Source organism: Nonomuraea lactucae (genome assembly GCF_003313395.1).
GTDB classification, from domain to species: domain Bacteria; phylum Actinomycetota; class Actinomycetes; order Streptosporangiales; family Streptosporangiaceae; genus Nonomuraea; species Nonomuraea lactucae.
This window is the reverse complement of sequence record NZ_QNFZ01000885.1, coordinates 1-7132: the sequence shown is the minus strand read 5'-3', so window position 1 is coordinate 7132 and position 7132 is coordinate 1. Positions and strand designations below refer to the sequence as shown.

Genomic DNA, 7132 nt, shown 5'->3' with positions numbered 1-7132 from the left:
GGGTCGAGCTCGACACCGGCGGCGCGCAGGGTGCGGGCGCGGGCGGCGGGCCGGCGGCGGGCCAGGGAGCGGACGCGCAGGACCAGTTCGGGGAAGTGGAACGGCTTGGCGAGGTAGTCGTCGGCGCCCAGCGTCAGGCCGCTCACCCGGTCGCCGGGCGATCCGGCCGCGGTCAGCATCAGGACCATGACGCGGTCATCACGCTCGGTGATCATCTGGCAGAGGGCGTCGCCGTGGATCCCGGGCAGGTCGCGGTCGAGGACGACCACGTCGTACGAGTTCGCGTCGAGCTTGGCCGCCGCCTCCAGGCCGTCATGGGCCAGGTCCACGGCCATGCCCTGGTCGCGCAGCCCCTCGGCCAGGACGGCGGCGAGCGACCGCGCGTCCTCCACCACCAGCACCCTCACCCCTGCACCCCCGCCCGAGCACCCACCAGCACCCTCACCCCTGCACTCCCGCCCGCGCATCCACCAGCACCCTCACCCCTGCACTCCCGCCCGCGCATCCGCCGGGACCATCACGCCGGCACTTCCACCGCAGCCGCTGCCAGAGGCAGGGAGACGGTCACCCGGAGGCCGCCCTCGGGCCGGGCACGCAGGTCGAGCTCGCCGCCGTGCGCCGCGGCGACGGCCGCGACGATCGACAGGCCGAGCCCGGAGCCGTCGCCGGAGCCCGTCCGGTCGGCGCCGAGCCGCTGGAACGGCTGGGCCAGCCGGGCGACCTGCTCCTGGTCGAGAACCCGCCCGCCCGTCTCCACCACGAGCCTGGCCGCCGCGCCGTCGGCCATGGCGGCGACCCGGATCCAGCCGCCTTCGTGGTTGTGGACGATCGCGTTGTCGATCACATTGCCGACCATGCGGCTCAGGAGCGTCCGGCTGCCCTCTGTCAACGGGCTCTCGCGACCGGCGTTCTCGTGGACCGTCAGTTTCCTGGCCGTGACGTCCGCGGCGCGGGCGTCCAGGGCCGCGGACACCAGGCGGCCGAGCGAGACCGTCGTCCGGTCGGACAGGTCGCCGTGCTGGGTGCGGGCCAGCACGAGCAGGCCCTCCAGGAGCCTGTCGACCTGGTCGAGCTCGGTGCGGAGCCGGTCGGCGAGCGCGATCGTCTGCGCTGGTGCGGGCTCCGGTTTGGCCACGGCCACGTCCAGCGACGCGCGCATGGTCGCCAGCGGGGTGCGCAGCTCGTGGGAGGCGTTGGCGACGAAGCGCCGCTGCGCGGCGAAGGAGCCCTCCAGGCGTTCCAACAGCTCGTCGATGGTGTCGGCGAGGTCCTTCACCTCGTCGGCCGGGCCCGGCGCGGCCAGCCGCTCGTGCAGGTTGTCGGCGGAGATCCGCCGGGTGGCCGCGGTGATCGTCCGCAACGGGCGCAGCACCCGCCCCGCCACGAACCGGCCCAGCACGACCGACACCACCGCCATGACGGCGAGCGCGACCAAGGAGCCCACGAGCAGCTGCCGCGCCTGCGCCGCCCGCGCCTCCGACAGCTGGCCCTGGAGCAGGTCGATGTGCTCCAGGGCGGCCGCGAGCGCGGACGGTTGGAGCGGCGGGGTCCCGGCGGGCGCGACGTGGCTGATCTGCAACGGGCCAAGGGTCAGGAGGTTGGCGATGGCCAGCAGTCCGGTGCCGGACAGCAGGAACAGGGCACCGTACAGGACGGTGAAGCGCAGCCGCACCGTGCGGGCGGGCAGCGCCGGGCGTCGCGGCTTCCTCATCAGTGCCTCACTGGACCTCTCTCGCAGCCGCTCTCGCAGCGTGCCGACCACCAGGATGCCGTGCCGGACCTAACAACGAGATGACGGCCGTCGTTCGGCGCCTGTTACGGCCGTGTCCGTACAACATCCCGCATGCGAGCAACCATCGAAGTCAACGGTCTGCGCAAGCGCTTCGGGTCCACCGTGGCGCTGGACGGGATGTCGTTCACGGTCCGGCCGGGGCAGGTCACCGGTTTCGTCGGCCCCAACGGGGCGGGCAAGTCGACCACGATGCGGGTCGTGCTCGGCCTGGACGCGGCCGACGAGGGCACGGCGCTGGTGGGCGGGCGGCCGTACCGGAGCCTGAGAGATCCCCTCAGCCACGTCGGCGCGCTGCTGGACGCCGCCGCGCTGCAGCCGAGCCGGACGGCGCGCAACCACCTGTTGTGGCTGGCCCACTCCCAGGGCATCGGCACCAGGCGGGTGGACGAGGTGATCGAGCAGGTCGGGCTGGGCCCGGCGGCGCGGCGCAGGGCGGGCGGCTTCTCGCTCGGCATGCGGCAGCGGCTCGGGATCGCCGCCGCGCTGCTCGGCGACCCGCCGGTGCTCATGCTCGACGAGCCGGTCAACGGCCTCGACCCGGAGGGTGTGGTGTGGATGCGCGGCCTGCTGCGGTCGCTGGCCGCCGAGGGGCGCGCCGTGCTGGTGTCCAGCCATCTGATGAGCGAGCTGGAGGGCACCGCCGCCCACGTGGTGGTGGTCGGCCGGGGCCGGGTGGTGGCGGACACCAGCGTGGCCGGCCTGATCGAGGCCGCGTCCGGCCGCCGGGTCAGGGTGCGCACCGCGGCGCGAGAACGGGCGATCGCGGCGCTGGCCCGCGCCGACGTCGCGGTGGCGGCCGACGTCGGCGTGGCGAGCGACGTCACGGTGGCTGGCGACGTCACGGTGGCTGGCGACGGGAACGACATGCTGGTCGTCTCCGGTCTCCCGACCGAGCGGGTCGTGGCCCTCCTGAACGCGAACGCGGTGCCGTTCTCCGAGGTGGCGGCCCACCGCGCGACGCTGGAGGAGGCCTACATGAACCTCACCGGGGAAGTGGTCGAGTTCCGCGCCGCCGGGACCGCCGCTGGGCGGGAGGCGGCACGATGAGCGGGTGGCGCGCCCCCTTCGCACGTCCGCTGCGCGCGGAGTGGACCAAGTTCCGCACGGTCCGCGGCTGGGTGGTCGGCATGGTGGCCGCGACGCTGGTCACCGTGCTGCTCGGGCTGCTGTCCGCGGCGGGCAGCCGTACGTCCTGCAGCGCCGGTCCCGTCGAGGTCCCCTGCCCCGTTCCGCCGGTGGGGCCGGAGGGCCAGGCGGTGACCGACAAGTTCTACTTCGTGCACAAGGAGCTGCGCGGAGACGGCGCCATCACCGCCCGCGTGACCTCCATGACCGGCCGGATCCGCCTGCCCGACGCCACCCCGGGTGTCCGCAACGTCGCGGCCGGCCTCGTGCCGTGGGCGAAGGCCGGCGTCATCGTCAAGGAGAGCACCCGGCAGGGCTCGGCCTACGCGGCGGTGATGGTCACCGGTGAGCACGGGGTGCGGATGCAGCACGACTACGTCCACGACGTGGCCGGGAGGCCGGGCGGCGTGTCGGCGGGATCCCCGCGCTGGCTGAGGCTGACCCGCTCCGGGGACACGCTGACCGGCTACGAGTCGGGCGACGGCGAGCACTGGACCAGGGTCGGCGTGGCCCGCCTGACCGGGCTGCCGGCCACCGTGCGCGTCGGGCTGTTCGCCACCTCCCCCGGGGACGTGACGCTGACGCAGGGCTCCTTCGGCGGGACCGTCGGGGCGGCCCGCTTCTCCGAGGCCACGGCCGTCTTCGACCGGGTCGGCCTGCGGGGAGCGGCGTCCGACGGCGCGTGGAGCCGCGACGACATCGGCGTGACCATCGGCCCCGACGGAACGCCTCACCATCCGGGCAGGTTCGGGGAGTCCGGCGGCACGTTCACCGTCACAGGAGTCGGCGACATCGCTCCGACCGGGGAGGGCCGGACGATCGAGAGCACCCTCTCCGGGCTGCCGGCCGGGCTGATCGTGGTGATCGTCGTGGCGGTGCTGTTCATCACGGCCGAACACCGGCGGGGCCTGATCCGCACCAGCCTGCTGGCCGAGCCGCGGCGGGGCCGGGCACTGGCGGCGAAGGCCGTGGTGATCGCCGCGGTCACCTCCGCCGCCGGGCTGGCCGCGACGGTGCCGTCGGTCGCGATCGGCACGCGGATCCTGCGCGCCAACGGCAACCAGGTCCTCCCGGTGGGCACGTTCACCGAGGTACGGGTCGTCGCCGGCGTCGCGGCGCTGCTCGCCGCGGTCGCCGTCCTCTCACTCGCCCTCGGGGCCCTGTTCCGGCGTGGCGCCGCGGCCGTCACCACCGCCGTGGCGGTGATCGTGCTGCCCTACGTCATCGCGACCACCTCCGTCCTGCCCTTGGACGCGGCGCGGTGGCTGCTGCGGGTCACCCCGGCCGCCGGTTTCGCGATCCAGCAGAGCATTCCGGAGTACGCGTACGTGACCGGCCCCTACGTGCCGTCGCTCGGCTACTACCCGCTCCCGCCGTGGGCCGGTCTCGCCGTGGTGTGCGCGTACGCCGCGCTCGCCCTCGGCCTGGCCGCCTTCCAGGTGCGGCGGAGGGACGCGTGAGACGGCCACCCGGCAGCCGGAGGGTCGCGTGAGCCCGGCACCCGGCAGCCGGAGGGTCGCGTGAGACGGGCGGACGAGAGCCGGAGGGTCACATGAGGCGAGAACTGCACGCGGAGTGGACGAAACTGCGCACCGAACCGGGCACCGGCCCGCTGCTGCTCGCGATCGTCGCGGTGACCGTGGCGGTGAGCGCCGCGGCGTGCGCCACCGTGACCTGCGCGCCGGCCCGCTGCGACCACGACGCCGTCAGGCTCGGCCTCGCCGGGGTCCAGGCCGGTCAGGCGGCCGTGGCCATCCTCGCCGTGCTGGCGATTTGCGGAGAGTACGGCACCGGCATGATCCGCACGACGCTCACCGCGATGCCACGCCGGGGCGCCGTCCTCACCGCCAAGGCGGCCGTCGTCACCGGCCTGACGCTGGTCGCGGGCACCGCCGCCGTCCTCGGGTCCGTGCTGGCCGGGCGGCTCGTCCTGCCCGGCAGGGGCTTCACTGCGGCGCCCCTGTCGCTCGCCGACGGGCCGACCCTGCGCGCGGTCGCCGGTTCGGTGCTCTACCTGGCGCTGATCGCCCTGCTCAGCCTGGGCGTGGGCACCGCCGTGCGGGACTCGGCGGCGGCCGCCGGTGTCGTGCTCGGCCTGCTGTACCTGTCCTCGATCCTCCCGTACATGGTCGGCGACCCGGACTGGCAGCGGCTCCTGTGGCGGCTCTCGCCGATGAACGCCGGGCTCGCCGTGCAGGCCACCACCCATCTGTCCAGCCTGCCCCTCAGCCCGTGGGCGGGGCTGGGCGTGCTGTCGGCGTGGGCCGGCGCGGCACTACTGTGCGGTGGCCTGCTGTTACGGCGGCGCGACGCCTGAGCGGTAGCGCCGTGGTGCAGCGCCGTGGTGCAGCGCCGTGGTGCAGCGCCGTGGGGCCGGCACTCCTCGCTGGCCTGTCACTGTTCGGGGGCGTAGAAGGCGATCGTGTTCTTGACCATGGCGGCGACCTGGTCCGGGGCGCCCCCGGCGGCCTCGTGGGCCTCGCCCCAGGCCTCGCCGCTGGCGGTCATGAACCGGCGGGCCTCCTCGCTCTCCTGCCAGGCGTTCGGGTCGCCGATCGAGCCGCCCGCCAGGTACAGGCCGAGGCCGAGCAGCGCGAGGTCCCAGCCGACGCCGACCGCGCCCGGCCCGAACCGCGACCAGAACTCCGGCGGCACCACGGCGGTGTGCCGGAGCTCGAACTCGGTGGTCTGGTCCGAGCCGGCCGACAGGCGCACCTCGACCTCCGAGAGCCCGGCGGCCTCCCCCATGATCCAGGACACCTTGAGCAGGCTGGGTGGCTCGCAGCGCAGGATCTCGCCGCCCGCGTTGCCCTCGAGCTGGTAGTGGCCGCCGAGCCGGAGGTCGCCGGTGACCGGCAGGAACCAGCGGCTGATCCGCTCGGGGTCCGTGCAGGCGTCCCACACGTCCTCCACCGCCGCGTCGTAGGTGCGGCGGAGCACGACGGTCTTGGTCTCGCCGTCCTCGCCCACCTCACGGCGGGCCCGCTTGATCGCGTCAATGATGTCGATCATGAGTGCTCGTTTCTCCTGGTGGTGGTGGCGATTCGCCGGTGGCCCGGCGTTGCCGTCTGCCGCGCGCCAGCTCGGTGGCCAGCGCGTCGAGCCGTTGCTCCCAGAACCCGCGGAAGTGGTCCAGCCAGGCGTCGACCTCGCGCAGCGGGGCCGGGTCCACGGCGTAGAGCCGGCGCGTGCCCTCGGCTCGCACGGTGGCGAACCCGTGGTCGCGCAGCACCTTCAGGTGCTGGGAGACGGCCGGTTGGGAGATGCCGTATTCGCGCCGGATGACGGTCGTGACCTCACCAGAGCTCAGCTCACCGGCGGCGAGCAGCTCCAGGATCCGGCGCCGGACCGGGTCTCCCAGGACGTCGAACGCGTGCACGACCAGACTATTTCAGGTACGGCTTATATAAGTCAAGCCCGGTAGTTCGGCGGCTTCGCGCCCATCGGACGGCCGAGGCGGCGGCGGCACCCACCACGATCCCTCCGGCCAGGGCGGGCACCCAGTCGCCCAGCCGCACGTACGGCGTCGCCTCCCGGGACAGCGGCACGTCGATCACGAAGGCGCCCCGGTAGCCGGGCGGGAACCAGGCCAGCCGCCTGCCGCGCGCGTCGAACGCCGCCGAGGTCCCGTCCAGCTCGACGAGCACCGCCGGGCGGCCCGACTCCACCGCCCGGAGCGCCTCGAAGCTCGCCTGCTGGGCGTGCGCCCAGCTGCCGTGGAACGTGGTGAGCGAGCCCTGCACGATGGTCACGTCCACGCCCATGCGGGCCAGGCCGCGCCGCATGTCGGGGAAGGTCGACTCGTACGAGATGAGCGGGCCGACGCGGCGGCCGGCCACCTCGAACACGGTGAGCCGGTCGCCGGTGAGCCGGTCCTTCTCGGCCGCCTCGGTGGGGCCGGCGATCCAGCCGAGCAGCGGCCGAAGCGGGATGTACTCCCCGAACGGCGCGAGGCGCTGCTTGACGTACGTGTTCACGACGCCGCCAGGCGTGTACTGGTAGGCCGCCTTCGCGATCCGCCCAGTGGGGTCGGCGGCGTCCACGTTGACCAGGAGGTCGCCGCCCACCTGGGCGGCGGCCCGGCGCAGCAGGCGGTCCAGCTCGGGCCGCTGCGCGGGGTCGAGCGCGACGCTGCTCTGGCCCCAGACCACGACGTCGGGTCCGCGGCCCGCGAGCTGGGCGGTCAGGCGCAGGTGGGCGGCGATCCGCCGTTCC

The 7132-nt window shown here is 74.4% G+C and carries 8 protein-coding genes; 3 read left to right on the top strand and 5 right to left on the bottom strand.

What is annotated here, in order from left to right; all coding sequences use genetic code 11:
• On the bottom strand, positions 1-407 hold a 407-nt coding region (locus DQW85_RS30585), incomplete at its 3' end, for a response regulator transcription factor (protein WP_240197525.1).
• Between the two features lie 110 nt (positions 408-517).
• Positions 518-1711, bottom strand: coding sequence for a HAMP domain-containing sensor histidine kinase (locus tag DQW85_RS30580; protein ID WP_113703282.1), 1194 nt, complete (start codon positions 1709-1711; stop codon positions 518-520).
• A gap of 132 nt (positions 1712-1843) precedes the next feature.
• On the opposite strand from DQW85_RS30580, the gene DQW85_RS30575 reads away from it, so the two are divergent.
• The 3 genes from DQW85_RS30575 to DQW85_RS30565 all read left to right on the top strand — a co-directional run bounded on the left by DQW85_RS30575 (position 1844) and on the right by DQW85_RS30565 (position 5234).
• Entirely contained in the window at positions 1844-2839 is a 996-nt protein-coding gene (locus DQW85_RS30575; RefSeq protein ID WP_113703281.1) for an ATP-binding cassette domain-containing protein, read from the top strand.
• Entirely contained in the window at positions 2836-4377 is a 1542-nt protein-coding gene (locus tag DQW85_RS30570; protein WP_113703280.1) for a DUF1349 domain-containing protein, read from the top strand. Before DQW85_RS30575 ends, DQW85_RS30570 begins: the two co-directional genes overlap by 4 nt.
• Positions 4378-4469: 92 nt before the next feature.
• Entirely contained in the window at positions 4470-5234 is a 765-nt protein-coding gene (locus DQW85_RS30565; RefSeq protein WP_113703279.1) for an ABC-2 transporter permease, read from the top strand.
• Positions 5235-5311: 77 nt separating this feature from the next.
• On the opposite strand, the gene DQW85_RS30560 is transcribed toward DQW85_RS30565, so the two are convergent.
• From DQW85_RS30560 to lnt, 3 genes are all read right to left on the bottom strand, one after another.
• Positions 5312-5929, bottom strand: coding sequence for an SRPBCC family protein (locus DQW85_RS30560; protein ID WP_113703278.1), 618 nt, complete (start codon positions 5927-5929; stop codon positions 5312-5314).
• Complete coding sequence (locus DQW85_RS30555) at positions 5913-6296, bottom strand: ArsR/SmtB family transcription factor (protein ID WP_113703277.1); 384 nt, start codon at positions 6294-6296, stop codon at positions 5913-5915. Before DQW85_RS30555 ends, DQW85_RS30560 begins: the two co-directional genes overlap by 17 nt.
• Before the next feature lie 7 nt (positions 6297-6303).
• Positions 6304-7132: apolipoprotein N-acyltransferase (lnt, locus tag DQW85_RS30550; RefSeq protein ID WP_113703276.1), on the bottom strand; the 829-nt coding region annotated here is incomplete at its 5' end.